Below are 24,187 nucleotides of genomic sequence, written 5' to 3'. Positions count from 1 at the left end.
TTGGGAATTTTCAACTTGATTTGTTGGTCTTGATAATGGAGGTAACTCATCAAGAATCTCATATTGACCAATGTCATTGATGGCATAGATGGTATGGTCCTCAATCCCCTGCTCATCCTTATCTGGCTGGTAATCAGCCCCAGACCAGTCAGACTGGAAGAGTTCATACACTTCATTATTTCCGACCTGGAGGTAGCCACGACCCACCTGAGTAATCTCAGCCACATCTGGCGTCTTAAGCATCTCCATGGAGTCGCTCCGATCTGCCACCTTGAGCGCCAGCTTGAAGCGGTAATTGGACCAAATCTGGTCATCCACCACACCAGATGGCTTCATACCTTTCTTGAGTTTTTTGAAAAATAGCAGAGCTGTTCACATCATTTCGAAACAGAAATAAAGTAAAGCGATTCTAGTTCCATCTCATCCTCCAGCTCCGCTTTAGACCGAGCTTAGCTTGACATCTTATGTATCAAGGAAGAATATACCTTTCCATTATACCAAAAATACCCAGCTAGTTCACACTAACTGGGAAGAAATCTAATCAATCATATCTAAAAATATTATAGTGGTTTACATTGATAGAAGCCATATAAAAACCTATTTTTAAAAATACTTCTTGCGTACAATACTTGCAAGGGAAGCACTTAAATGAATTCCGTTCGAGCTATCAATAATATTATTTTGATATTCCCTTTTTGAGCATAGAGCTATTCTCATTAAGCCAATTTTGATATAAATATACAAATCGTTCCTCATCAATATCACTAAAACCTTTATAAACCACGGAATCCACATCATCTCTATTAAAATAGAAAAGCCTATCTGGATTCAACCCCTCTGGATAAAGTGCTACTGAATAGTCAAAAATAACCTTTTCTCCGTCTTTTTCCAAGGTAACTCCACGATTCAAAATCATTAGTTTTTGGCTACCCTATTTCAAATATACAATTGTTCCAATTGGTAGTATTGACATCTCTGTCCCTCTCATTCTAAAGTTCCTCGATTGCTTCAAAAAGAATTTCATTCTTTTCAAAGCTTTCTCTTAGTGGCAACATGCCTAAAAATAACGTAAAAATACCTAACGTAACAATACTATTAATAATCAGAAAACCTCCTTCCGTCCCATTATTAGTAAGCATATACATACAAAAAATGATTAAGTAAATACCAACTATAAAAGGGAGTGTCTTATACAAATTGATATGACTTTTCTGTGTCAGTACCTTAAATGTTATTCGATGGTGAGCACTCTTATCTGGAATTCTACGATTTACATTGTATCTTATCGCAACCACAATCACCTTAAAAACGATAAAGGCTAACAGAACAGAGAAAGCAAGTAGGAAAATCTTTAAAGAGAAATTCTGACTAATATTATACTTTAAAAAAATATCATCCATTAAGCTATACAAAATACCCGAAATAACTACTCCTAAAGCTGGTCCAAAGGACTTATTTACAGTTTTAACTAGACCCTCAAAACTAGAATCTTTTTCTTCTAGCTTTATCATACTCACAGTAATTATCTGAGTTTTAAATTGCCAAAAGAAAAGTTTTGGGATAACTGTTGTCAAATCTAGTAGATATTTGTCCCCATTAACTAAAATAACTTTGTGAAATACTCTGTTAGACTCTTTAAATACCACTTCCATCTTCACCACCCAAACACATGTTGAATTGATTTTATGCCCGAATCAAAAGCATTAATTTTCCTATTCCCATTCTTGAGCTGAACCACTGAGCCAATTGGTAAATATTTCTTCATCAATAATTTCTCCATTTCTAATACCATTCTTCCTTTGTTTTCCCTTCCCACTCACGATATTCTTCAGGATATTTCCATTTATAATAGCCCTGAAGAAAGAACGGAAGAAAAAGATAGATTTGCAAGGTCAAAATTCCTATATTGGTAATAAACCATATAGACAGGGTTCCTAAAACACCTAATCCATCCATGCCCTTCCAACCTTCTAGTATCCATTTTAAAACGGTTAAAATAATCACTACAATCCAAAAATACCGTGCCAGAAAACTGAAAGCTCTGTCTAATCGTGATGGCAAAAATTGACCATATAGCAACTGACTAAGACTTTTAATTTTATGATTGAACAGATTGCCAATAATAACAGCTTGAGAAAAATAAATCACGCCAACCCCTAATATACCGAGGGTTCCATAAAATACATTCAATAAAAGTAAATTAAATTCAATCAATAACCAAATAAAATAGGTTACAAAAATATGAAACTGAGTACGATAAGTTAGAATAAACTTGAATTTGAATCTTTTTCCCAAAATAACGATCAGTAACCATAGAAATGCCAAGAGATAAAAGATCCAATACGGAAAAAAATTGATTGGAGAACCGGTAATGGATGTTTTTTCACTTGGGAGATGATAGATCATATTAGATATGACAGCAAATAAATAATTGACACCAAAAATAAGAAGAAGACTCCACCAGAAAGTATTCCAATTTCCTTTAAAGGTTCCTCTATATTTCTCAGTCTCTTGCGCTGATTCAAAATTTGGTTTCCCAAATTTTTTATAAGATGGATCATCATATAGATTTAAGCTCTCTTCAAAGCTTGCATCTAAAAGTGTTTTTTTCATGTTTTCTCCTTAACCAATAGCAAATAGTCTTAGCTCTTAGTTAAATACACTTTTTGCTACTAATTTTAATATTTCCTGCTTATATTTATCACTTCCCCAAACTTTCCTTATATCGCTTGGACTTTTTACCATACCAGTCTTCAATGCTATATCCTGAGAGAATACGATAGTCTTCCATATATTTATTTATATAAAATCCTTGAATACAACTAAAAACTATTGCTACGATAAAATAGAAAAGTAATATAGGCCCACCAATCCCAAAAATCATGACTAAACTTCTTAGAAAATCATTCTCATAAATCCCTTTACCCTGATTGGGTAAAAAGAGACGAAGTACAACAAAGGGAAAGACGATTAAGCCACCATATTTCCTCCCTAAGACGACAAACTTCTCTAACACGTCATTCAATGGATTAGAAACAGATTGATTTCCATATAAGCCATTCAAAACCTCTTTCTTAAACCATAGATATCTTTCTGCGATTACAAAGATTATGATAGATAGGTTTAGAATGACTGCAATTAGCGAACCAAAAAACATGGCCGAACCAATCGCACATAGAACAAATACTTGGTAATTCAGAAGACTCACCATCAAGAACATATTCCGATTGAAATAGTAATACGACAAAATTCGATTATGGCGTATCTTTCTAGCGTCCATTAAGTAATGAACGATTACTAATAAGCCGAGCCATACGGGGATTGAAAATAGGATTTTCGCCTCCACAAATAATATCTTTCCAACTTCTTTGTCAGAATACGGTCCGATAAATGATATAAGAAAGATAAAAAATTCAACTGTCAAAAATCCCAAGATTTTCTTTCCATAACCATTTTTTTCAATATCTTCTAGGGAAGTCTGTATATATTTATCCGTTACAAGATTCAAACTCTCTTCTAAAGAGGCATTCCATACTGTTTTTTTCATATTTTCTCATCCTTATCAAATCATCCTGCTCTACTATTATACCAAAATTCTAGATAAGATAGCATGTTTAAAAATGTCGTTCAGATATGAGTTTGAAGCCACCAAAAAAAGCTGAACACTCAGCTTTTTTATGCACGCATAATCTAAATAGGGGGCAGCTTACATCTCTTGAAGTGCTGACCAGTAAAAGTTACTCAAAAATATTACCCAACTCAACATCCACGCGATTTTCTTTGACATTGATGTCGGTCACGGCTAGAAGCGATTTATAGTTGGCTACGTTGCGGTCACCTTTTTGATTTTCCGCAAAGACAGCTACGCCAACCAAGGTTGAATCAAACTCAGAGAGTAGGCTGATCATACCATTGATGGTACCACCATTTTTCAAGAAATCATCAACAATCAAGACACGACTTCCTGCCTTCAAGCTACGCTTGGATAGGAACATTTTCTCAATGCGGTCGCTAGATCCTGACACATAGTTAACCGAAACGGTTGAACCCTCTGTAATCTTAAGGTCCCGACGAACAATAACAAATGGAACATTGAGTACATTGGCAACGGCATTGGCCAAAGGAACACCCTTTGTCGCAACCGTCATGACAGCATCAATCTTTTCTTCCTTAAAAGCATTGGCAATAATACGACCAACGTTTTTCAAGACATGAGGTGTTGAAAGAAGGTCAGATGAGTAAATATAACCACCTGGCAAAATCCGATTACTTTCAGCCATCTGGTCACGAAGAGTTTGGGCAATCTCGATGGACTCTTCCTTAGAAATAGAAGGCGTAAATACAACCCCTCCGCTAGCTCCTGTGATGGTTTCAATCTGACCAATCGAGCTTTCTTCAAAGGCTTTTTTAATAATTGCAATATCTTCTGAAATTGAAGACTTGGCAGACTCATACTTTTCCGCAAAGGTATTCAAGCTTGTTAATTCGTAAGGGTGATTGATGAGGTAGTTAGAGATAACAACCATTCGTTCACTTCTTCTTAATTTCATATCGTTCTCCTTTTTGGCTTTTTCCTATTATAGCACAATCTATGCAAAAAGCGAACTTTTTTATTTTAAAAAGTCCATCTTTTTCGTATTTTGTTCATTTTTCACAAATACCATAATGGTTGAAGCCTGCTATAGCCTTGATACCAAGTAAAAACAGCATCAGCCTGTTCCTTCATCAAGGGGATTTGGAGGGGATCCACCTGCTCCGCCTATTGCTTACTTCCCTTCAGGGTACATGGAATCATAGATATCTTTTAACATGGCTTTGAGTTCATTCTCAGCGACTTCCCTTAGTTGCTCTTGTTCATCCTCACTCAATTGAATTCTTTCCTTATCCTGTCCAGATTCATCAAGGAGATAGTATATTCCATCTCTATCCAACTCCATTTTTTCATTAAGTATTTGACTGACACCTAATGGTTGTTCATTCAAAATGTAGCTATAATGAAGGTCAACTCTATTGTTTAACGGAATAACTTTTATTTCTATTTTTTTGGTAGTTAAACTGGTGATGTTATCGTTCATCCTCAAATTATACTCATCAATCTCGTAACCCGCCTTCCGAACGGCCTCAACATAACGTTTGCCACCAATTATTCTACCATAACCCGTTATGACCTTCAACTGCTCGTAGACCGTACCATTCTCATAAGCTCTCTTGAAAGCTCCATAATCATACTCTCTGTAGCCAAAAAAGGAAATGACTACGGTGAACATTACAAGAATAGGGAACATAATTTTTTTATGTTTTCGCAGATTATTTAACATTGGTTATTTCCCCTCAGGGTACATGGAGTGGTAGACATCTGCCAGTAGAGCTTCAAGCTCCGCAATAGCAACTTCTGTCAACTCTTGCTTTTCAGCATCCGTTAACTCTATTCTCTCTATATCATTCCCATTTTCATCTATAAGAAAATAAATTCCTTCACCATCCCGCTTCAAATTCTTATCAAGTTGTTGGAAGACACTAATACGTTTCCCATTTAATTCATAGTCAAAGCTAACAGTAATATGTATCTCTTCTGGAATAAATTTTATCCCTAACTTTTTAGATATTAATGCAGGAATTCGGTCCATCATCTTCAAATTGTAATCATCTAGGTCGTAGCCCGCTTTCTTTACATCGTCCACATATTGTTTCCCAAAAAATCTGTCATATCTTGTCAGAGAATAAAATTGTTCATAGGTAGAAGCTCCGCTCTCATAGGTTCGCTTAAAATCACCGTAACAATACTGACGGTAACCGAAAAACGATAGCACCAAAGTCAATACTATGAGGACAGTCACTCGGCTTTTCTTACTCAACATTACTTACTTCTCCTCAGGATACATGGAGTGGTAGACATCTGCCAGTAGATCTTCCAGCTCCGCAATAGCGATTTCTGTCAACTCTTGCTCCTCAGCTTCTGTCAACTCTACACTCTCAATCAGATTACCGTTTTCATCCTGTAAATAGTAGCTGCCTTTACCATCCCGATTCATATCCTTGTTAAGTTGCTGGAATACATTAATCTGTCTGCCATTCAATTCATAGTTAAAACTGACAGTGATATGTATCTCTTCTGGAATAAATTTTATCCCTAACTTTTTAGAAGTTATTGCAGGAATTCGATCCATCATCTTCAAATTGTAATCATCTAGGTCGTAGCCCGCTTTCTTTACATCGTCCACATATTGTTTCCCAAAAAATCTGTCATATCTTGTCAGAGAATAAAATTGTTCATAGGTAGAAGCTCCGCTCTCATAGGTTCGCTTAAAATCACCGTAACAATACAGTCGGTAACCAAAAAAGGAAATGACTACGGTGAACATTACAAGAATAGGGACCATGATTTTTTTATGTTTTCGCAGATTATTTAACATTGATTTCTTCTCCTCATGAGATTACCATTTATTCGGAAATATCACACAGCATATCTTTATGGACATCTCAACAAGCATAACTCACTGATTATACAAAGTCTCCTCCATCGTGTCCAAAAAAACATTGATTTCTTTTTGGACAATACTCAAAAGACGCTTTTCTTCTGATTCGTGAAGTGTTAAGTTTTTCCTCTCATTTTGTTCCATTATCTGATAATAGCTACGGAGCAAATTCAGTTGCCTATCCATGACAAAAAACGCTTCAATAGTAGCATCGTTCTTTTCCACTAAAAATGAAATACTAAGTTCCTCATCGGCTTCACCTGGTGGATGAATTTTTAAATGCAAATCCCCCTCGATTTCCAAGGGGTCAATAGCTCCATCAAATCGAATAGCGCTATCCGGTGGAATCGTAAAACCAGCTTGGCGGATAACTTTCGCATATCTCTCCGAAGCCATTAGGTGATAGAAAACTTGAATCTTATCGTCATTTTTAAATGCCGTTTTTAGCTCTTGTGCACTTTGATAGCGACTATAGCTGATAAACCCCATCACTATGAGTATGATTGTAAAAAGACCGATCATTATTTTTTTAAGTACCGACATTTTGCTTCTCTCCTCTATTTAGGTAATCATAAAAATCTTTTAAAGCTTTATCATCAGCATCACTTTCTTTTCCGAAAATAATATCTAGACCAACCCCATATTTGATAAAATTACCTCCGATTGTAGGGTTCTCCATGAGATATTTTACGTTCTCTTTTCCATTTTCTCTATTTCCATTTCCCATCACTGTATAAAACTCTTCAACACGATTGATTTGATTGTCCCACTCATAGAGAATCTTCTTCCAAAACGTCATGCTCTCTAATTATACCACAATATATGACGACTCCCTTGTTCAGTATACATTCCATCTATAAACTATAAAAAGCGAACTTTTTTATTTTAAAAAGTCCGCTTTTTTCGTATTTTGTTCATTTTTCACAAATACCATGATGGTCGAAGCCTGCTATAGCCTTGATACCAAGTCCAAACAGCATCAGCCTGTTCTTTCATCAAGGGGATTTGGAGGGGATCCACCTGCTCCGCCCAAGAAAGAGCCCCCAGACTGTTCACGGTCAGATAAAGGGCTAAAAGCCTCCAAAATTCCTCTGGAATAGCTCCTGCAAAATAGGCATCCACCTGACCACGCGCAAAGGCTGGCGACAAGTCTGCCGTGAAAATCAGACGGTTGAACTCCTCCCAAGGATCTCCTATATCGTAGCGATCAAAGTCTAAAATTTTCAGTCTTCCATCCTGGCTCCGTAGAAAGTTTCCTGTATGAAAATCACCATGATGGTAGGCAATTGGTCTTCCTGCCAGCAAGTGACGATTGGCCTGGACAAAGTCTATCATGGCTTGACCATTTGGATAGGAATGACTAGCTGCTTGGTAGGCAACTAATTTATTGTCAATCTTAGCCTGATAGTAGTTGTTCCAGTCCCGTTGGCTTTGGTCAATAGGCAGGGCATGTAAGGTTCGCAAGAACTGACCTGACTGACAGCCCAGTTCATATAAGGTTTGTTCTGACATACTGGTAGCCAAATCATTCATATCCTGACCTTCTATCCATTCATAGAGGCTATGGACCGACTTCTCATCCGTCCAAAAGGCGATTGGCTCTGCCACAGGCAAACCTAGACCAAACAGGTTTTCAACTAACTGAAACTCTAATCGCTTAACCTCATAGACTGGTCGCTCTGCTATTCTCAAAAGACCAAGGCGACCATCTTCTAGCTGGACCTTATACTTTCGGTCTGTGGACCAGCCTTTGGTGAGGGGCTGACGAGATACAATCGCAACTGCCATCAGTCTAAATTAGGCTTGTAGAAGGCACGGTTGTCCATGGCAAAGATACGGTTAGTCATCTCACCTGGGCCGACCTTGTCCAAGGCCGATAGCATCATCATCATTTCCGCATCAATGTTGTCAATCATGTGGAGGATTTCCGCCTCCATAATCTGCGGACGGACAGGGCTTCCATACTCCAGCAAACCATGGTGACTGAGGATAACATGGCGCAGAACAGTCACTTCTTCCTTGCTATCGTCGATACCCAATTCCATCAAGACCTTGGTAATCTCTTCATCAATCAAGGAAATGTGCCCAATCAGATTGCCACGCACCGTATAGCCAGTGTTATCAGGTCCTGTCAGTTCGATAACCTTGGCTAGGTCATGAAGCATAATCCCTGCGAAAAGCAGGCTCTTGTTGAGCTGAGGATAAATATCACCAATTTTATCAGCCAAGCGGACCATGGTCGCTGTATGGAAGGACAAGCCTGAGTAGAAGGCATGGTGATTGGTCTTGGCCGCTGGATAGGAATAAAATTCCTTGTCGTACTTGCTGTAGAGAGCACGGACAATCCGCTGCCAAGTGGCATTTTCAATGCGGAAAATCATCTGGCTCAGATAGTCCTTGGTGTCCTTAACATCCACAGGTGGTTTTTCCTTGAAATCAGCAGGGTCATTGGGCTCGCCTGCCTTTGGCAAACGAAGAACAAGCTGGTTGACCTGAGGTGTGTTGTTGTAAACCTCACGACGACCCTGCATGTGAACAACTGTCCCCGCAGTAAAGTCCTTGATTTTCCCTGGTTGGGCATCCCAGACCTTGCCTTCAATCTCGCCCGTATCATCTTGGAAGGTCAGAGCTAGGTAGTCTTTGCCAGCTCGTGTTTGACGAACTTCAGCAGTCTTGATCAGATAGAATCCTTCGAAGAATTCATCTTTTTTCATTTGGTTAATTTTCATTATCTTCCTCATCTAATGGGGACAGGCCAAGCAGTCCCTTGGTTTGGTCATCTTCGTACAGGTCAATGGTGCGAAGACTACGCTCAATGGCGTTGGTGCGAGTGGTTAGGAGTTTGTCAATATTGCTGCTGGCTTGATTGAGCTGTTTCTGAGCCTTGACCAAGAGGTCAGAAAACTTGCCAAATTCCAGCTTGACATTGCCCAAGACCTTGGAAATATCATCAGCCGACCGTTGAATGTTGAGGGTCTTAAAGCCGACGGAGAGAGAGTTGAGCAAGGCAGAAAGTGTGGTCGGTCCTGCTACTACGATATTTTCCTGACGGCGAAGCTCATCAAAGAAAATGGGATTGCGGACCACTTCTGAATACAGCCCTTCGGTTGGCAAGAACAAGACACCAAAGTTGGTGGTTTCAGGCGGATTGAGGTACTTGCTCTGAATGTCCTTGGCAAAACGTTTGATAGCTGCCAGGAGATTTTTGCGATGGAGGTCAATCTGCTCCTTATCCCCACTTTCGTAGGCATCTTCCAAGCGATAGTAATCCGCCAGCGGAAACTTGGAATCGATTGGCAAGTAGATATAGTCGCCTTCCGTCCGTCCCGGTAGCTTGACCGCATACTCCACGCGCTCATTCGAGCCTGAAACCGTGGCAAACTCTCGCTCATATTGGCTAGGTGTCAAGATATCCTCGATAATCTGTCCCAGCTGCAATTCGCCCATGATGCCACGGGTTTTGGTGCCAGACAGAACCTTGTTAAGACTACCCACATCACGCGCCACCGTCTGCATTTCACCCAGACCACGATTGACCGATTCCAACTGCTTGGACACTGTTTCAAAGGAGGCTTGTAGGCGGGTTTGCAGGGTTTTCTCCAGCTTTTCCTCGACCGTCTGCCGCATTTCTTCCAGGCGTTTTTCATTGGACTCCTGAATGGCCTGCAAACGACGGTCGGTGGCATCTCGCGTTTCCAAGTGGCTCTTATTCAGCTCTTGACGGATGTCGGTTAGCTGTTGGTAAAGCTCCGTGCGAAGTCTTTCCACTTCCTGATGAATGGCCTGCTGCTGTTTGAGGGTTGCATTTTCCAGTTGATAGCTGAGCTGATCAGACAAGTTGTCTGCTGTGTCTTCCGCCTGATCTTGCAAAAGTAGGGCCAAGCTCTGCCATTTTCCATAAAGAAAAACCAAGGCAAGCAAGACCAGTATCAGCAAAATAAGTAATACAATATCCATCTAATCCTTATCCTTACTGTAGATAAGGACCACATAGCCCTTATCCAGTTGAATGTCTATGTCTCTATCTATAAATTCGTTAGAGGAATAACATTTTTTGAAAAAATAATTGCTGGCATCCAACGGGTACTTGGCATGACGAATGGTCAGGCGACTCTGGTCCGACGGCATAAAGGAAATGTACTTCATACCAGCAATCGGTGACAAACGGTGCTGACCTGCAGGTCGAAAACGGATAACGTTCTGATCATCTACCAATTCAATCTGCTCCATGTAGGGTGCCAAGTCAGGCTCTGCAGCCAGAAAGAGATTAGCCATCATGTGGTCCATGCGACCACCCAAGGCTCCGTATATACGAACCTGAGCCTGCGGATAGGCCTTGAAGATTTCCTTTAAAGCCAGCTCCAAATCTGTATCATCTTTTTCAGCAGGAGCTTGCAAAAAACGCTCTGCTAGATTCTTTATCCGCCCTAATTCTTCAGGTGTCACCGAGTCAAAATCTCCGATTGCCCAGTCAAGAGGCAGGGAATGGTCCAGAAGACGAAGAGAGCCTGCATCTACCCCCACATAGAGGTCGGCAGGCTCAGGAAGGCAGTCAAAGGAACCGCCTGCAATGACAGCAATCTTAATCATGAAGAGCTGCTCTCAATTTGGCAACGTTGGCATCCAAATCGCCTTTGAAGAGGTAGGATCCAGCCACAAAGACATTGGCACCCGCATTTTTGGCTGAATGAATGGTCTTATCGTCAATTCCGCCGTCCACTTCGATGTCAAAGTTCAAGCCCTTGGCTTCACGCAATTTAACCAAATCCACAATCTTCTCAGCCACTTCTGGAATGTAGGCTTGTCCACCAAAACCTGGGTTGACCGTCATGAGCAGAACCTGATCCACCAAGTTGAGCACAGGCTCAATGGTCACAAGAGGAGTGCCTGGATTGATCACCACACCCACCTTCATACCAGCAGCACGAATTTTTTGGAGGGTCCCATGCAGATGGACGGTCGCCTCCGCATGAATAGTCAAGATATCCGCACCCGCACGTGCAAAGGTCTCAATATGATTTTCAGGATTGGACACCATGAGATGGCAATCGAAAACCAGCTTGCTATGAGGACGCATGGCCGCAACCACATCCGCACCAAAGCTGATATTTGGCACAAAGTGACCATCCATAATGTCAATATGGACGTATTCCACACCTGTCTGCTCAATACGCTTGAGTTCATTTTCAAAATTTGCATAATCTGCCGCTAAAATAGACGGTGCAATCTTATAATGTGACATAGAGTACCAACTTTCTATTTGAATTTCTTACTAACCTTGGTATAGGTTTCACGCTGATTTTGGATTTCGCTGAGGAATTGGAGATAATTGTCAAAGCGACTTTGGGAAATGGCAGAGCTGGCAACAGCTTCCTTGACCGCACAATCCGGCTCATGGGTGTGGGTACAGGTCCTAAATTTGCAGTCCTGGCTGCTTTCCGCAATCTCTGGGAAACAATCTGTCAGAGCCTCCGCCTCCTTGACTTCATAGTCTAGGGATGAAAAACCCGGCGTATCCGCAATTTTCCCGCCGAAGACATTGTAGAAACTGACCGCACGAGTGGTATGACGACCACGCCCCAGACTATCTGAAATTGCCCCTGTTTCCAAGGCTAATTCTGGCGCAATGCGATTGAGAAGAGTCGATTTGCCAACCCCTGTCTGCCCCATAAAGACCGTCACCTTATCCTGCAATAATGGCGTCAATTCCTCCAAATGATAGACAAATGGATAGCCAATTTTTTCATAGATAGCCTTGAAGGCATCCATCTCCGTCCGATCCTCTACCAAGTCCATCTTAGAGATATAAATAATGGGATCCATGTCCTTCTGTTCAAGGAGAACTAGGAAACGATCGAGTAGATTGGCATTAAAATCAGGCTCTTTTGCAGACATAATAACCACCGCCTGATCGATATTGACGATAGGAGGTCGAACCAAACTATTCTTTCTCTCGTGGATTTTTAAAATATAGCCTTCTGAATTTTCCTCCGCAGAAAAGTCCACAAAATCACCCACATAGGGCGTTTGGCCTTTCTTACGAAAATTTCCTCTGGCTCTGGTTTGATAAATCTGTCCATCTGCCTCGACATAGTAAAAACCAGCCAAGGCCTTGATAATTCTTCCTTGCAATGAAGACTCCTTTGTGTGTACTTGCTCCTATTATACCAAATTTCCTAGGAAAAAAGGAGCAGGAAAGAACTCGAACCTTAATAAAAGAGCGCGTCACCCATTTCACGTTTCAAGTTGTTGAGCTGAAACAGTCTATTCCCAGACTGTTTCAGTCCCCCCCGTATAGCTCCAACAGTCAGAGTAGTGACTGTTGGAGCAATCAACCACTGCGCTGAGATGTTGACACTAACCTTATGAAGTGGGATGGTCTTTTACCCAGACTCTGAGATTTTACACTTTACTCTAGTCATTTCAATGTAAAAATAGTATAATAAAAAGCAAGCGGAGGTGGTGGAACGGCAGACACGCATGCTTCAGGCGCATGTGCCCATCGGGTGTGAGGGTTCAAATCCCTTCCTCCGCATGATTTATAAAGGATAACCCCAAGTCAAAGTTGATGACTTGGGGTCATTTTTATATCTTCTCACTCAATTTCCCATCACGCATTTCCAAAACCACATCAAACATGTCTAGGATGGCTGGGTCTGATTGGTGCAAGATAGTAATGATCAGTTTGTCCTCCAACTGCAAAAGGTGGGTCAAGACCTGTTTGGTCAAGGCAGGGTCTAAATGGGCGGTCGGTTCATCCAAGAGCAAGATGTCCTTGCCACTCATCAGGGCACGGAGCAGACACAGGATATTTTTCTCGCCACCACTCAAGAGACTGGGGTCTGTTGTTGTACACAAGGTGTCCTGCAAACTCTCTGGCAAGCTCCTTAACAAGCCAAGCATGACATCTCTTCCCTTCTCATAGGTCCCAAAAACAGACACATTGTTTTCAAAATCGGTATGGTAAAGATGCTCAAACTGGCTGAGATAGAAGGCGGTAGCTGCTTCCATTTCATGTGAAACATCGTTTTCCAGATAGGAGACACTTCCCTTGTCCAGAGCCAGTTCTCCTGCCAACACTCGTAGAAAAGTGGATTTTCCGCTGGCTGACGGACCAATGATGGCATACTTTTTTCCCTTGTCAAACCGATAGGAAACATCTGCTACCGCTAATTCTCCCACATGATAAGCTACATCTTTCACTTCCAAGGCTGTCACATTGGGATAGCTTGGCACTTGCTCAGACAAGACCTGACCAGCAAGATAGTCTTCTAGGTTGGCAACCGTTTCCTTAGTCGAATGGATATAATTGACATCCAAGAGGATGTATTTCATGGGATAGATGAAATTTTCAACATAGCTAAAAGTCGCAATGGCAGCTCCAATGGTCAACTCATTTTGTAGCAAGAGGTAGCCGACCAAGCCAAAAGCTGTTAATTGCACCAAAAACATGGAAAATCCATTGACGACATTAGCCAGGGTTTTGAATTGCCCAAAGTGAAAACGGGCTTGCTCACTTTCTTCCACTGACTGATGATGGACACGGCTGATGGAGCCGAAAGTTTCGGTATTAACACGGTTCTTAGCAGAAAAGAGGTCCATCACCACCTGAAAATAACTTTCCAAACTCTGTAAAAATACCCGTTGACGCTGTGAAAGAGGACCAGAAATCCACTTGGGAATGAAGACCGCCAAGGCAGACGACAGAATAATCCCAACCGCAACCAGGGGGTGAACAAAGAGAAAGAGGGAAACCGCATAGATGACCATGCTCAAGCTAGAGCGAATAATGTCCATAAGAGGACTTAGATAACTCTCCTCAATGGTTTCCAAATCATTGTCAAAAATGGACAGATAGGCAGAAACATTCTTCTCTGAAAATTTGGATAAAGGCTGTGATAACAAGCTGTTTGCCAGGCCTTTTTTAGCCTTGACATAGAAGCCCTGAGATACCTTCCACTCATAAACCTGGGAAATGTACTGAAAGACTGAATTGGCAATGATGGTCAAAGCGTAGGCCAACAAGAGCCAGACAAGCCCTCTCCAGCCCATCTGAAAAACATGGTCAAAAAGATACTTATTTAACTCCGGCAAAACGACATTGGTCAAACTATATAAGATATGGAAAACCAACTGAACGGCAATAACAAACCTCAATTGATAGATGATTTTTTTCATGTTCTTTTACCCCTACATTCAATTTAGGACAACAGGGTTCTGATTGTTTAAAATCTTGCTATTATTATATCATGTTTTTGTCTTTTGTGTCCTTTTTCACATAAAACAAACCAAGCCAGCATTCTGACTTGGTCCTGTCTTTATTCTGTCGTTTCAGTCGCCACCTTGAAAAAGTCTTTGTATTTCAAAAGGTAGCCTTTTCCTGTGGATAGGTCATATTGGACCAGTTTGAGTTCTTCTGCGACTGTCGCATCCCGCTCAGCCTGCCCTACACGGTCCTTGTGGAGCACTTCTGTTAATAAAGCATAGTAAGGACTGACCTTGTTATTGGTCGTCTCCAGCATCAGTGCATTCATGTCGCTAGAATTGACCAAATCATAATGGTAGTCTTCCGTTTCAAAATTACTCCAAACGAAATAGTCGGTCTTATATTGCAGACTTGGGTCCGTCGCAAAGGCAGACTCTGGATAGAGACCTGGCAGGTGGTCACCGTAAAAGACGACTGTCACTTTTTTATTCAAGGTCTTAAGCTGGTCTAGGAAATCCCTGGTCGCCTGGTCCGTAAAGGATAGAAGACGAACATAGCTATTGAGGTTTTCATTTTCCTCAGCCGTGAAGCCCTCACCCGAAGCCGTAATACTAGCTGGCTCTAGGGAATTCCACTGCACATGGTTCTGCATGGTAATGGCAGACACAAATTTATTGTCTGTAGAACGAACCTGCTCCAAAATCAAGTCATAGGTCTTTTTATCACTGACAAAATTCCCCTGATAATCTTCAGCCGTCACTGTCAGAGGATAAGCGGCACTATTCAGAGTGTAAAACTGCTCAATTCCCAACTGCTTATAGATTGAATTACGATTGTAACTAGTATCGTAGTAGGGGTGAATAGCGACACGATTATCTGCTGGATAGAGGTCACTGATACTTGGCAATTTCTTCATATTCGGCGCCACATCCAGATAGACGGACGAAATGGATGAGTTGTAATTGTAGAAGGGCAAACCACTGTAGACCTGAAACTCGATATTAGCTGTACCACCGCCATAGTGGTCACTCTTCATCAGTCCACTGGTGGTCTGGCTCATGATGTACTCGATATTTGGAAGGACATTTTGACTAAGGCTCACACCAGGAATCCGACGTGGATCAGCCAAACTCTCACTAAGAATGTAGATAACCGTCTGGTCAGTCACTTGACCTGTCCGTTCCGCATTGATCTCCTCGGCCAGGGCGGTGTATTTCTTCACAATCGCCTTCATAGTTTTTTCAGAGTAATTTTCAGGCATTTCCATGCTGGTCTTGCTGAGCTGTTGCAACCAGAGGAATGAAAGAGTGCGATAACGAGCCACAAAGGCATAGCCCTTCCAGTCTACGTTACGCCAGTTATTGACCTGAGAAAGAATAGGTATCCAGCCAGCAATCTTATGGTCTTTTTCATTGCGAATCGCCCAACCCATTCCCAAAATCAAGGACACAATGACTGAAATCCCTGCCAGCCGTTTCCAGATAGAAGCGACAATCCTTCCTTGGAAGTAGTTCTTGTGAATTTTCCGATAAAGAAAGAACAGAAGAACTAAAAAGAATAGCGATATGAGCACAACACGCAGACTGATAAAGCTGAGAATCATCCCCAAGTTCCCGACCCACTTGAAATCATTGGGTGTCAATGGCTCCGAACGATAGCGGAATTTGAGGAAATTAGCCGCTATCAAGGTCACATTTAGACCAGCAATGACAGCAACCGACAAGATTTGACGGTTGATGACTAGACTAATGATGATGTTGAGGAAAAAGAGGCAGGCAATTTGAAAGACGATAGCACCCGGAAAGAGGTGACGGGTGAAATATGAACCCGTTCCCCCAGCCATAGAAGCCTGATAACCAATATGCGATAGCGTAGCCAGTGCCAAGCTGATAAAGAGCATACTGTGGACATTGGTCCGATTTGCCTTAAACTCTACAAATGCCTTATGAAAATAGCGAAGAAAAATGTAGATCCCTATAAAATGAATGGGTGCAAACAAGGGTGTCTGACTAAAAAATTCCACATAGGAGCCATTTTCAACCAAACTCTCATAATGGCTATCTTTCCAATAAGATATAGCTAGTGGACTGAGAGAAAGTAAGCTGGTCAAGAGCAAATAGCTATCTGGCACCAGATGACTGGCCGACCACTTACTTAATTTTTCTCTGATTCCTGCATTCTTCCGCCATAAGAATGCCAACAGGATAGGCAGAAGCACCATCAAAAGCAGTTCAAACTGAAAGAGATTATTACGGAAAATATTCCAGGGCTGATACTTCTTGGCGTTGAGCCGATAGACCAGATTGACAAGATATAGAAAGCCTAGAAAATAGCCGACATACTTGGCAAAGGTTTTGGTCTTTACAAACTTCTCATATGTATCAAGCAAGACCAATACATAAAAGGTAAAAATAAGATAGGCAAGTAAGGGCAGGGGGATAAACCAGAGCGGGAAAGATACTCCACTTAGCAATAGAGCCCGACCCATCGCCAGCAAAACGGTCATAATCATAACCAGAATAAATTGCTTGCTTGCCTTGGGATTGATTTGTTTCATAACATTTCTCTCTTAGGAAAGGTTTGATTTTCTGTAAATAAATATGTAGCACATCGACCAGACTAGCCATCCAGTCAAGCTAATCGCGATAACAGGAAGTAACCACCATTGTTGTTTGTAGGATAGGACTAGGGTATTCTGGCCCGGTTGGCTGGTAACCGTTGGCACACCGATATCGGAAAGCATCATATCTTCTCTATCTAAAACGGTATTATTCAAAACAAGCTGACTGTCTTGGTAGACAATAACTGGTACCGCAGTCTCTTTTGCTTCTGACGCCGTCCAAGTCACCACCAGCTGATTACCATCAACTTCTTTGGTAAATTCTTGATTTGGTAAAATCACTTGGTCACGATAGGTAAAATAGGTATTGTCCGACTCTTCATTGGTCAGATGTCCCGTCTTTTCTGATAAATCTGGTACATAGTCAGGCGTGGATTTCTGAGCAATGTGGATAAATTCGCCCAAGTCTTTAGAATGAAATGAAGCCTGTAACTCTTCCGTTGTACCGTACAGAGTCGTATGAATTCGTTTTTGTAGGAAGGTATCGCTATAGTAATGTCCTTTGATTTCCTTATAACTTTCATTCCAGAGAAAACCAACCGAAACAAACAAAGAAATAACAGTCAAACCAGAAAATATTTTCTGCATTTTTTCTGACAAGCCAGATACTTGTAGCCCTACCACTCCTAACAACAAGGCATTGGCATATAGGAAGAAGCGGAAAGGAAATTGGATCAACTCAACTAAGTCGATCCCCTTGCCAGCTACTAATTGCCAAGGGAAAAGGTTGGTTGACAAGATTAAAAATACTGCGTAGGTCAGAGCAAGACCAGCTAGAACCAGCGATTGTTTCTTCCAATTTTTCACTACAAAATAGAGATAGGTCCCAAAGAAAATTGGCAAGGGATAGGGATAGTAGAGAAAGGCTGTTTTCAGCCATGTGACAGTATTTTGAACGAATTTCTTATTTACAAATGGAGGAACCAAACTGTTGGTCGCGTTGATATAAACCAGTGGCAACCAGATATTGATGGTTAGGAGCAGGAAAATCCCTACCGAAAGGGCTACTTGTCCAATAATCTTCATTTTTTGGTCTGATTTCCACCAACCAATGAAAAAGAGAATACCATAGGCAATGACCAAGAATAAGGTCGATAGCATATGGACCTGTAACATAATCCCTACTGCACCTGCCATAAGGAAAATGGGGACTTTTTTTGTCTGCAAGAAACGGACTGCAGGGATTAAACAAAGCGGAAAAAGAGCCACTCCCCAGCTGGTAAATCCTTGGGTTGCCCACCAATATTGAATGGAATAGGTGGTCACAAAGAACATGGATAATAGGATGGAGTGAGCATACTTGACCTTGACCTCACGCATGAGGAGATAGAGGGAGGTGGCACTCAGAGTTCCCAAGAGAAGATTGGATAAAATCTGATAGCGGAACCAGGTTCCACTAAAAAGAACTAGCACCCCCTGTAAATAGGCAAAATAAGGCCCATAGAGAGCATTGACAATCCGTCCTGACTGCTGGTAGCCATACAAACTGATAATATAGGAGAAATTGCCCTCCTTCATCTGCATAGCCGCATCATAGAAACGATTGTAGTGGAAAATCAAGTCCGCACCTGTCACCATGCCCTTAGTTAGCAAGTGGGGAACCAATAATAATAAAGAAAAGCCCACAAATAGGCCTAGGGCTACTAAATGGGGATGCTTTTTCAGCATAGTTTTTAACATATAGATACCTTCATAAAAAAAGAGGGAAACCCTCTCTTGTTTTTGTAAATATTCTGCCAATTTGCAGACAATATTTTTCAAAAGTTAGTCACATTTCAGTATAGCAAGCTTTCCACCCACTGTCAACGAACAAGGCAAACAGGAAAACAATTTTCCATTAAAATAAATATTGATCGCAGATTTCACCACAATCAATACCTACTTATAAACCAACTTCCTGGAGGCTGTCAGATAGACGCGCGAAGTCAGCCATGGAAAGTGCTTCTCCACGCACACTGGCTTCCAGCTCTGCCATGCCAAGTGCCTGCGTCAGCTTGTCCTTGACCTCTTCGGACTTGCCAAAATGGTTGGTCAGGTTGTTCCACAAGGTCTTGCGGCGGTGAACAAAGCTGGCCTTGGACACCCGGAAGAAGAAATCTTCGTCCTTGACGCTGACCAAGGGTTGCTCGCGACGGACCATTTTGAGAATGGCGGAGTCCACGTTTGGTGCGGGCACAAAGACGGTACGAGGCACGATGAAGGCCACTTTGGCAGTCATGTAGTACTGGACCGCAATGGACAGGCTACCGTAGGCCTTGGTGTTTGGCTCGGCAGAAATGCGGTCGGCTACCTCCCGCTGCATCATGACCACGAACTCACTGAAGGGAATCTTGCTCTCAATCAGGTGCATGAGGATAGGGGTGGTGATGTAGTAGGGCAGGTTGGCCACAACCTTGATGGGCAGGTCAGGATTCTTGAAATTCTGAATCTGGGTCTGCAGGTCGGTCTTCAAGATGTCTTGGTTGACCACGGTCACATTGTCAAAGCGACCCAAGGTGTCCGCCAAAATCGGAATCAGGCGGTCGTCAATCTCAAAAGCCATGACTTCGGCGGCATTTTCCGCCAAAAACTCAGTCAAGGCTCCGATTCCAGGACCGATTTCGATGACATTGACATTCTGGTCAATCTCTGCCGTGTCCACAATTTTCTGTAAAATATTGGTATCGGTCAAAAAGTTCTGACCGAAGGATTTCTTAAAGGTAAACCCGTGGCGTTCCAGGACGGCACGAGTAACGTTTTTGTCTGCAATTCTCATGTGTGTTTCTCTTTTCTTGCCCGATAACTCTCTGGACTTGTATAGTATTTAAAAAATAAAAAATTATTGCCGGATTTATCAATCATACTTTTCAAAGAAAGGTTAGCATTTGTAATCAGGTGATTTTTTGTAAAGTAAGCAGCTACTTCGCTACCATTATTTAGAATTTGCCAAACAACATTATTTCCTCTGATACTCGGTAAATAGGTCTTAGCTTCTAAAAATTTGATTAAACCAGTTACAGTAATGTCACTAGGGATGTCAATTTCGCCAGAATGTGGCAAAACATCGTCACCCATACAGACGGAAGTCCTATCTACTTGTATTTTCATTTTATTCTCCATCTTCTACGTGGTAATCATCAAACTTTTCGCTCACTTTTTTCATGGTCTCGAAAGATTCTTGACTAACATAACAACCCGCTTCATGGTACTCAGTTCCATTGATAATGTAGTCAAAGATTGAAATCATACTTCCAGCAGGTTCAAGCATCGCATCCCAATCCTCATCAAATACCATCCTCAGACGCTTCCAATCTGTAAAGATTGAGATAGCCTCCCGATTCTCTTTCCCTTTTCTAGTCGGAAGATTAAACTTCGATCCTTGTTTAAAGGTAAACTCCTCTTTCCCATCTAATCTCTCTAAAAAATGTTTATCATGCTGCATGGGAATGAGGAAGGTAGCTCTTGGTATTTCTCTGGACAAAAATCCATAATAAAGCCCGTAAACCAATTCTTCATCTTTCGTCTCAGGTTTCCCCATCTGCCCCATCAGGAGTAACCAACGGACTATATTGGGATTGGTTACTGGTACTTGAATTTCTGGAATTCCACTAAAATCGGGTTTTGGAACCAACTCTTTCGCCCAGACTACTGTATCTTTGGACTCAATAAAAACTCCAAGTGCTCCATTTAGGTAAAATTCAGTTCCTAAAGCGTTGGTAATTCCTTCACCATCTTCCCCTTTTTCAACCTTTCGTAAAGTCACATCAGTCCGTTTAGCTTCTGTTAATTTTGTCATTACATAGTCGTAGCGTTCCTCATCTACAATCTGTATCAACGGATCTGTACAAAGGAATGAGCCATCTTCTCTTTGGAAGGTTTCAGAATGGAGGTGAGCTTCTCCGGTTCGTGTCGATTGGAGAACATAGATCCTATCAGCTACTAAAAGTTTGTCTCTGACAATATCTTTCAATGTTTTGATTTTTTGAAGATTCTCGTCAATTTCCTCTACTGAGAAAAGTTTGTCGTTTCTTCTACAGTAATCAATAAATAGCCCTACCAATTCAGCAACATCAGCTAAGCTGGCTTTCTGAATATCCTCGGGTTTTAAAATTGCCTCTTGAAAGCCAATAAAACCATCAGCTAACGCTCTGAGATAAGCTTCTTCTTTAAAGTCAACGCTAGCAACAGCATTATACAGGACTAACCCTGTTTTGGCAAACTCTTTATCAGGCAGAGCTACTCTCAAGCTACCTTTTTGATTCGTCAAGACTTGCATAGAAATTTGAGATTTCTCAATCCCCTTGATTAGTACAGTATGTTCCCGGCTGCCCTTAACAAAAGTAAGCCTATCACCAACCTTTATTGTACCGTAAGCCTGACCTGCTAATATGACACTCTCAGAATCTTGCAAGTTAAAGACTGCTTCTACACCAAAAGCAACTGGCTGCTGGGTAGCTGTTGTCACTTCTGTCATCTCATCTTTATTCTTTTTCCAAAAATCAAATAATCCCATCTTCCATCCTCCAGATTTAACATCTCACTCAATTCTGAAATAAGACTCAACTCCCTCACAGTAACTGCCATTTCCAGCTATTTTTCATTATCGATTCTCCACCTTCCACTCACCGTCTTCAAACCAGAAAAAATTCTCCGTCAGCTGTGGCTGTTCAAAGATTTCCAACATAGCTTCAAAACCGTCTGCCAGCTGAACATTCTTCAGGTCCGCACGATCAATCCAAAAGACTTCTCCCTCATCAGAAGATTGGAGAACTCCTGAAAAATGGCTGGTTTTGTAGCAAAATACTAGATAACGATAGTGGTCAGTAGGGTCCGTCCAGTTTTGAATGCCACAGAGTTCGAGGTTGAATACAGTCAAGCCCGTTTCTTCTTTGACCTCACGAATGACAGAGGAAATAATACTCTCGCCACGTTCGACATGGCCACCCGGAAACGTGACTCCCGGCCACTTCTCTGACTTCCTATTCTGGACCAATACCTGCTGACCGTCTGTAATCATACACATATTGGTTAGGATGATTTGCTCTCGTCTAGACATTGCCCTATCTCCCCAGATCATCAAAGTAATAGATATTCAAAAATTCTTCCTCTGCCACGGAGCGTTCAAAAGTGTAAAACCAGCGATAAACTTCTACAGCCGGTCCATCAAACTCTACCCTGTCGTCCATTTCTTGCAGACCAGCAATATGAAACAAACGGCTCTGCTTCCAAATACCATCCGCATTGACATAGCCATCTTCAACTAGACCACGCAAATAGGCTGCTAGTTTATTCTTATCAACCTGCTCATCCTCCCAAACAAGAACATTAGCAGGCAGCAAGTAGGTCACTTCTTCATAAGATGAGTAATTCTCATAAGTAGGCTCAAACTCGTTTTTTACCAAGCACTTAACAGCGTAGACCCTATCCATGATAGCTCTCCATTGCCTCCTCAACTTCCGCCAGACCAATCCCAAACAGCTCCAAGCGTTTGAGCAGTTGCTTGCCGTTGCAGTAGCCGATGCGGAGCTTTTCTCCCAGATACTCCCTCCGCTTGCGACTGTCTCCGCCCATAAGCAAGCCTAGGCGCATCAGATCTGACTTGGTGATGTCAAAGTTATTTTCATCATCGTAGTAACCACGCAGGCCTGCGAGGGCTTTTTCCAAGTCCTCAAAGCTGGCGTGCTCAATGCCCAAGGACCGCCCTTTTGTTTTGGACTGGGGCCTAGCCTCGTCCCGCTGTAAAAAGGCGTGTTTGACCGTGGGAATGGCCTGCATAATCATCTTCCGAATCCGCTCCCCATTGTAGTCCGGGTCAGTAAAGACAATGACGCCACGCAGGTCATGGAGTTTCTCGATGCGTTCCAAGTCATCGTCTGATATAGCAGAGCCTCTGGTTTCGTAGGTATCCACCTCGTAAAACCGTTTGAGGTTTGCTGTATCGTCCTTGCCTTCAACAACGAGGACTTCTTGTATCTTAATTTTCTGAGTCAATTCTGAACAAGCTCCTTGCATTCTCGTAGGTCGCTTTCGCCACTTCTTCGACCGACTGGTTGCGAAGCTGGGCCAGCATATCCACCACATATCTGGTGTAGCCGGTGCGATTTTCCCGACCACGCTTGGGAACTGGAGCCAGATAAGGTGCATCCGTCTCGACCAGGATTTTTTCTAGGGGCAATGCTTGCGCCGCTTCCTGAAGTTCGACGGCTTTCTTGAAGGTCACCACTCCCGAGAAGGAGATGTGCATACCCAAGTCCATAAAGGCCTGAGCCTCCTCCAGCGTGCCAGAGAAGGAATGCATGATGCCTCCGCGCGGACCAACACCGACTTCCTTGATGATCTGGTAAGTATCTTCCAAGGCATCGCGAGTATGAACCACAAAGGGCAAATCCAACTGCTTGGCCAACTCCATCTGTCGCTTGAAAACACGAGCCTGGGTTTCCTTGTCCGCCGTCATCCAGTAGTAGTCCAGCCCAATCTCCCCCAGGGCAATGACCTTAGGATGTTTGAGTGCCTCAAGCAAGTAGCTTTCTACTTCCTCGTCATAGGTGCCAGCCTCTGTCGGATGCCAGCCCAATGTCAGATAAATTTCAGGATGCTGGTCAGCCAGTTCCATAGCCTTGTCAATGGTTGCTCGGTCAAAACCGACCACATTGTGGAGGGTGACCCCCATTTCCTTGGCAAAGTCTAATTCCTCTTGGACCCGACCGTCAAACTGCTCAACGTTGAGGTGGGTGTGGGTATCAAATATCTGTATCATGATTCTATTGTACCATATTTCAAGCCATTCTTTTCCGGCTCTATAATTTCTGTAGTGGGTAAATCCACTGTAGAGATTATGGAGCCTTTTTGAGTATAGAAAAAAGTCCCATATGCCCTATAATGAAAAGCGACGAAACTCACATTAGA

26 protein-coding genes, 1 tRNA gene and 1 pseudogene are annotated in these 24,187 nt (G+C 42.1%); 1 reads left to right on the top strand and 27 read right to left on the bottom strand.

Annotated features, from left to right (window positions below; genetic code table 11):
* Positions 1-45: 45 nt before the first annotated feature.
* The 17 genes and pseudogenes from C1G57_RS07095 to rsgA all read right to left on the bottom strand — a co-directional run.
* Positions 46-333, bottom strand: a pseudogene (locus tag C1G57_RS07095) (cell division protein FtsK); the annotation flags it as partial.
* Between the two features lie 343 nt (positions 334-676).
* Positions 677-916, bottom strand: coding sequence for a DUF4176 domain-containing protein (locus C1G57_RS07090; protein WP_238595279.1), 240 nt, complete (start codon positions 914-916; stop codon positions 677-679).
* Between the two features lie 73 nt (positions 917-989).
* Positions 990-1,652 carry a hypothetical protein gene (locus C1G57_RS07085; RefSeq protein WP_105114328.1) on the bottom strand — a complete coding sequence of 221 codons (663 nt, stop codon included), beginning with the start codon at positions 1,650-1,652 and terminating at the stop codon, positions 990-992.
* A 130-nt stretch (positions 1,653-1,782) separates the two neighbouring features.
* Positions 1,783-2,613: a hypothetical protein gene (locus C1G57_RS07080; protein WP_105114327.1), complete on the bottom strand. Its 831-nt coding sequence runs from the start codon at positions 2,611-2,613 to the stop codon at positions 1,783-1,785.
* Between the two features lie 88 nt (positions 2,614-2,701).
* Positions 2,702-3,547 (bottom strand): hypothetical protein, encoded by an 846-nt coding sequence (locus tag C1G57_RS07075; protein ID WP_105114326.1) that lies wholly within the window; start codon positions 3,545-3,547, stop codon positions 2,702-2,704.
* Between the two features lie 190 nt (positions 3,548-3,737).
* Complete coding sequence (gene purR / locus C1G57_RS07070; RefSeq protein ID WP_044674726.1) at positions 3,738-4,550, bottom strand: pur operon repressor; 813 nt, start codon at positions 4,548-4,550, stop codon at positions 3,738-3,740.
* Positions 4,551-4,766: 216 nt separating this feature from the next.
* Positions 4,767-5,318, bottom strand: coding sequence for a hypothetical protein (locus C1G57_RS07065; protein ID WP_238595278.1), 552 nt, complete (start codon positions 5,316-5,318; stop codon positions 4,767-4,769).
* A gap of 3 nt (positions 5,319-5,321) precedes the next feature.
* The gene (locus tag C1G57_RS07060) at positions 5,322-5,858 is read right to left on the bottom strand and encodes a hypothetical protein (protein WP_105114325.1); all 537 of its coding nucleotides are present in this window, start codon (positions 5,856-5,858) and stop codon (positions 5,322-5,324) included.
* A 3-nt stretch (positions 5,859-5,861) separates the two neighbouring features.
* Complete coding sequence (locus C1G57_RS07055; RefSeq protein ID WP_105114324.1) at positions 5,862-6,413, bottom strand: hypothetical protein; 552 nt, start codon at positions 6,411-6,413, stop codon at positions 5,862-5,864.
* Positions 6,414-6,494: 81 nt separating this feature from the next.
* Positions 6,495-7,019 (bottom strand): thiol-disulfide isomerase, encoded by a 525-nt coding sequence (locus C1G57_RS07050; RefSeq protein WP_105114323.1) that lies wholly within the window; start codon positions 7,017-7,019, stop codon positions 6,495-6,497.
* On the bottom strand, positions 7,006-7,275 hold the full coding sequence (locus C1G57_RS07045; protein WP_105114322.1) for a hypothetical protein: 270 nt from the start codon (positions 7,273-7,275) through the stop codon (positions 7,006-7,008). Before C1G57_RS07045 ends, C1G57_RS07050 begins: the two co-directional genes overlap by 14 nt.
* A gap of 122 nt (positions 7,276-7,397) precedes the next feature.
* Positions 7,398-8,264, bottom strand: coding sequence for an aminoglycoside phosphotransferase family protein (locus C1G57_RS07040; protein WP_105114321.1), 867 nt, complete (start codon positions 8,262-8,264; stop codon positions 7,398-7,400).
* Positions 8,264-9,205, bottom strand: coding sequence for a 3'-5' exoribonuclease YhaM family protein (locus C1G57_RS07035; protein WP_105114320.1), 942 nt, complete (start codon positions 9,203-9,205; stop codon positions 8,264-8,266). Before C1G57_RS07035 ends, C1G57_RS07040 begins: the two co-directional genes overlap by 1 nt.
* Positions 9,195-10,433 carry a DNA recombination protein RmuC gene (locus C1G57_RS07030; protein WP_105114319.1) on the bottom strand — a complete coding sequence of 413 codons (1,239 nt, stop codon included), beginning with the start codon at positions 10,431-10,433 and terminating at the stop codon, positions 9,195-9,197. The genes C1G57_RS07035 and C1G57_RS07030 overlap by 11 nt, the downstream gene beginning before the upstream one ends.
* Positions 10,434-11,066, bottom strand: coding sequence for a thiamine diphosphokinase (locus tag C1G57_RS07025; RefSeq protein ID WP_105114318.1), 633 nt, complete (start codon positions 11,064-11,066; stop codon positions 10,434-10,436).
* Entirely contained in the window at positions 11,059-11,718 is a 660-nt protein-coding gene (gene rpe / locus C1G57_RS07020; RefSeq protein WP_105114317.1) for a ribulose-phosphate 3-epimerase, read from the bottom strand. Before rpe ends, C1G57_RS07025 begins: the two co-directional genes overlap by 8 nt.
* A 14-nt stretch (positions 11,719-11,732) precedes the next feature.
* A complete protein-coding gene (rsgA, locus tag C1G57_RS07015; protein WP_044770919.1) occupies positions 11,733-12,608 on the bottom strand; it encodes a ribosome small subunit-dependent GTPase A in 876 nt (291 codons plus the stop codon).
* Between the two features lie 321 nt (positions 12,609-12,929).
* On the opposite strand from rsgA, the gene C1G57_RS07010 reads away from it, so the two are divergent.
* A tRNA-Leu gene (locus C1G57_RS07010) sits at positions 12,930-13,011 on the top strand.
* 50 nt (positions 13,012-13,061) lie between these two features.
* On the opposite strand, the gene C1G57_RS07005 is transcribed toward C1G57_RS07010, so the two are convergent.
* From C1G57_RS07005 to C1G57_RS06960, 10 genes are all read right to left on the bottom strand, one after another.
* Positions 13,062-14,654 (bottom strand): ATP-binding cassette domain-containing protein, encoded by a 1,593-nt coding sequence (locus C1G57_RS07005; protein WP_105114316.1) that lies wholly within the window; start codon positions 14,652-14,654, stop codon positions 13,062-13,064.
* A 140-nt stretch (positions 14,655-14,794) separates the two neighbouring features.
* The gene (locus tag C1G57_RS07000) at positions 14,795-17,239 is read right to left on the bottom strand and encodes an LTA synthase family protein (RefSeq protein ID WP_105114315.1); all 2,445 of its coding nucleotides are present in this window, start codon (positions 17,237-17,239) and stop codon (positions 14,795-14,797) included.
* Positions 17,240-17,251: 12 nt separating this feature from the next.
* Positions 17,252-18,982 (bottom strand): hypothetical protein, encoded by a 1,731-nt coding sequence (locus C1G57_RS06995; protein ID WP_161941124.1) that lies wholly within the window; start codon positions 18,980-18,982, stop codon positions 17,252-17,254.
* A 202-nt stretch (positions 18,983-19,184) separates the two neighbouring features.
* On the bottom strand, positions 19,185-20,057 hold the full coding sequence (gene rsmA, locus C1G57_RS06990) for a 16S rRNA (adenine(1518)-N(6)/adenine(1519)-N(6))-dimethyltransferase RsmA (protein ID WP_002939007.1): 873 nt from the start codon (positions 20,055-20,057) through the stop codon (positions 19,185-19,187).
* Positions 20,054-20,389 carry a hypothetical protein gene (locus C1G57_RS06985; RefSeq protein WP_105114313.1) on the bottom strand — a complete coding sequence of 112 codons (336 nt, stop codon included), beginning with the start codon at positions 20,387-20,389 and terminating at the stop codon, positions 20,054-20,056. Before C1G57_RS06985 ends, rsmA begins: the two co-directional genes overlap by 4 nt.
* A 1-nt stretch (position 20,390) precedes the next feature.
* Positions 20,391-21,794: an SseB family protein gene (locus C1G57_RS06980; protein WP_238595258.1), complete on the bottom strand. Its 1,404-nt coding sequence runs from the start codon at positions 21,792-21,794 to the stop codon at positions 20,391-20,393.
* 87 nt (positions 21,795-21,881) lie between these two features.
* Entirely contained in the window at positions 21,882-22,337 is a 456-nt protein-coding gene (locus tag C1G57_RS06975) for an 8-oxo-dGTP diphosphatase (protein WP_105114312.1), read from the bottom strand.
* Between the two features lie 4 nt (positions 22,338-22,341).
* The gene (locus tag C1G57_RS06970) at positions 22,342-22,710 is read right to left on the bottom strand and encodes a hypothetical protein (protein WP_105114311.1); all 369 of its coding nucleotides are present in this window, start codon (positions 22,708-22,710) and stop codon (positions 22,342-22,344) included.
* On the bottom strand, positions 22,703-23,272 hold the full coding sequence (gene rnmV, locus C1G57_RS06965) for a ribonuclease M5 (RefSeq protein ID WP_105114310.1): 570 nt from the start codon (positions 23,270-23,272) through the stop codon (positions 22,703-22,705). Before rnmV ends, C1G57_RS06970 begins: the two co-directional genes overlap by 8 nt.
* Positions 23,256-24,038: a TatD family hydrolase gene (locus C1G57_RS06960; RefSeq protein ID WP_074391591.1), complete on the bottom strand. Its 783-nt coding sequence runs from the start codon at positions 24,036-24,038 to the stop codon at positions 23,256-23,258. Before C1G57_RS06960 ends, rnmV begins: the two co-directional genes overlap by 17 nt.
* Positions 24,039-24,187 lie beyond the last annotated feature (149 nt).

Origin of the sequence: Streptococcus suis (assembly GCF_002960425.1) — a bacterium.
Classification (GTDB): domain Bacteria; phylum Bacillota; class Bacilli; order Lactobacillales; family Streptococcaceae; genus Streptococcus; species Streptococcus suis_S.
Note: the sequence above shows the minus strand (reverse complement) of the source record. Positions and strands in the feature narration are given on the sequence as shown.

Coding starts and splice junctions, on each gene's coding strand:
- C1G57_RS07055 (WP_105114324.1), bottom strand. CDS start 6,413: ATGTTAAATAATCTGCGAAAACATAAAAAAATCATGGTCCCTATTCTT.
- C1G57_RS07005 (WP_105114316.1), bottom strand. CDS start 14,654: ATGAAAAAAATCATCTATCAATTGAGGTTTGTTATTGCCGTTCAGTTG.
- C1G57_RS07080 (WP_105114327.1), bottom strand. CDS start 2,613: ATGAAAAAAACACTTTTAGATGCAAGCTTTGAAGAGAGCTTAAATCTA.
- C1G57_RS06975 (WP_105114312.1), bottom strand. CDS start 22,337: ATGTCTAGACGAGAGCAAATCATCCTAACCAATATGTGTATGATTACA.
- C1G57_RS07040 (WP_105114321.1), bottom strand. CDS start 8,264: ATGGCAGTTGCGATTGTATCTCGTCAGCCCCTCACCAAAGGCTGGTCC.
- C1G57_RS07045 (WP_105114322.1), bottom strand. CDS start 7,275: ATGACGTTTTGGAAGAAGATTCTCTATGAGTGGGACAATCAAATCAAT.
- C1G57_RS07030 (WP_105114319.1), bottom strand. CDS start 10,433: ATGGATATTGTATTACTTATTTTGCTGATACTGGTCTTGCTTGCCTTG.
- C1G57_RS07035 (WP_105114320.1), bottom strand. CDS start 9,205: ATGAAAATTAACCAAATGAAAAAAGATGAATTCTTCGAAGGATTCTAT.
- rsmA (WP_002939007.1), bottom strand. CDS start 20,057: ATGAGAATTGCAGACAAAAACGTTACTCGTGCCGTCCTGGAACGCCAC.
- C1G57_RS07025 (WP_105114318.1), bottom strand. CDS start 11,066: ATGATTAAGATTGCTGTCATTGCAGGCGGTTCCTTTGACTGCCTTCCT.
- C1G57_RS06985 (WP_105114313.1), bottom strand. CDS start 20,389: ATGAAAATACAAGTAGATAGGACTTCCGTCTGTATGGGTGACGATGTT.
- C1G57_RS06960 (WP_074391591.1), bottom strand. CDS start 24,038: ATGATACAGATATTTGATACCCACACCCACCTCAACGTTGAGCAGTTT.
- rpe (WP_105114317.1), bottom strand. CDS start 11,718: ATGTCACATTATAAGATTGCACCGTCTATTTTAGCGGCAGATTATGCA.
- C1G57_RS07060 (WP_105114325.1), bottom strand. CDS start 5,858: ATGTTGAGTAAGAAAAGCCGAGTGACTGTCCTCATAGTATTGACTTTG.
- C1G57_RS06970 (WP_105114311.1), bottom strand. CDS start 22,710: ATGGATAGGGTCTACGCTGTTAAGTGCTTGGTAAAAAACGAGTTTGAG.
- C1G57_RS07065 (WP_238595278.1), bottom strand. CDS start 5,318: ATGTTAAATAATCTGCGAAAACATAAAAAAATTATGTTCCCTATTCTT.
- C1G57_RS06980 (WP_238595258.1), bottom strand. CDS start 21,794: ATGGGATTATTTGATTTTTGGAAAAAGAATAAAGATGAGATGACAGAA.
- C1G57_RS07085 (WP_105114328.1), bottom strand. CDS start 1,652: ATGGAAGTGGTATTTAAAGAGTCTAACAGAGTATTTCACAAAGTTATT.
- C1G57_RS06995 (WP_161941124.1), bottom strand. CDS start 18,982: ATGTTAAAAACTATGCTGAAAAAGCATCCCCATTTAGTAGCCCTAGGC.
- purR (WP_044674726.1), bottom strand. CDS start 4,550: ATGAAATTAAGAAGAAGTGAACGAATGGTTGTTATCTCTAACTACCTC.
- C1G57_RS07050 (WP_105114323.1), bottom strand. CDS start 7,019: ATGTCGGTACTTAAAAAAATAATGATCGGTCTTTTTACAATCATACTC.
- C1G57_RS07000 (WP_105114315.1), bottom strand. CDS start 17,239: ATGAAACAAATCAATCCCAAGGCAAGCAAGCAATTTATTCTGGTTATG.
- C1G57_RS07090 (WP_238595279.1), bottom strand. CDS start 916: ATGATTTTGAATCGTGGAGTTACCTTGGAAAAAGACGGAGAAAAGGTT.
- C1G57_RS07075 (WP_105114326.1), bottom strand. CDS start 3,547: ATGAAAAAAACAGTATGGAATGCCTCTTTAGAAGAGAGTTTGAATCTT.